This window comes from Streptomyces sp. NPDC006265 (assembly GCF_040613555.1).
Classification (GTDB): Bacteria; Actinomycetota; Actinomycetes; order Streptomycetales; family Streptomycetaceae; genus Streptomyces.
Window position 1 is genome coordinate 1 of sequence record NZ_JBEXSH010001486.1, and the last position, 1192, is coordinate 1192.

1 protein-coding gene is annotated in these 1192 nt (G+C 75.6%); it reads left to right on the forward strand.

Annotated features, from left to right (window positions below):
* Positions 1-1047: hypothetical protein (locus tag ABZ281_RS50025; protein ID WP_356665556.1), on the forward strand; the 1047-nt coding region annotated here is incomplete at its 5' end.
* Between the last annotated feature and the right edge of the window lie 145 nt (positions 1048-1192).

Here is a 1192-nt window from a genome sequence, read left to right on the forward strand (position 1 = left end):
CCCTCCCCGTGCATGTTGTTGCGCGCAACTGGGTGGCACATGTGTGCGGAGGACGGGTGGCCGGTTCCCGTCGGAGATGCTCAGCTCTTCGACGCCTGGTCGCTCGCCCACCCGGAGCCCGCGGAGCACGAGCCCGCCGCGGTCGCCGAGGTCGTCTCCGCCATGCCGCAGGCGCTCTCCTTCCTCCAGCTGTCCGCCGGGCCGGTCCCCGTGGAGCAGCTCCTCGACCTCCTGGAGCAGCGCGTCACCGAGCTGCGCACCGCCCGCTGCGAGATCCCCTACGGCCCCCAGTCCGAGCCGCCGGCCGAACCGGAGCACACCGACGCCCCGCTCGCCCCGCTGCTCGACTGGGCCCTGCGCGCCCTCGCCTCCGTCGGCGCCCTCACCTACGGCGACGGCCAGGCCACCCTCACCCCCCTCGGCAGCTGGGCCGTCTGGGTCAAGCTGGAGCAGATCTGCGTCGCCGCGCAGAGCCCCGCCGGGAACATCGAGCAGGCCGCCGAGGACATGCTCCGGGGCTGCGCCCAGCTGCGCCCGAACGCGGCCCGCGCCGAGTACCGCGCCTGGCTCGCCGCCCGCCCCGTCGGCAGCGCCGTCACCGAGCTCCTCGGCGCCGCGCGCGGAGAGGACGCCCTGCTGCGCGGCCTCGCCTTCGAGGCGCTGCGGGTGGTCGGCGCGCCCGCCGAGCCGGACGTCCGCGGCGTGCTGGACGACCCCACGCTCAGGCCCTACGGGCTGCTGTGGCTGGCCGAGCACGACGGCGCCGACCCCGAGGACGCCCACGAGGTCCTCACCCGCGAGGAGGCGACATGGCTGTGGGTGGACACCGCGGCCGCCGTCGCCGACCACGGTGAGGCGCCGCTGCTGGTGCGCCACCTGGAGTCCGCGGTGCAGCCGACCATCCCGACGCTCCTGGACGAGGTACGCGCCGTGGGGCACCCGCGCACCGTGCAGGTCCTGGTCGCCCTCGCCGCCGCACACCCCGACCCGGCCCTGGCCAAGGCGGTGCGCCGGGCCGCCTTCCAGGTGCACACCGGCGGCAGCTAGTGCCGCGGCAGGCAACGTTTGCCCGTTGAGGAGCGGCGTTTGGTGCGTGTTCTCGGCGTGGCGGCCGGAAGCCCTCGTACTGGACGTACTCGGGGTTTCGGCCGGTGCGGCGAGTGGGGGTGCCCCCTGCTCGAGCGGAGTCGAG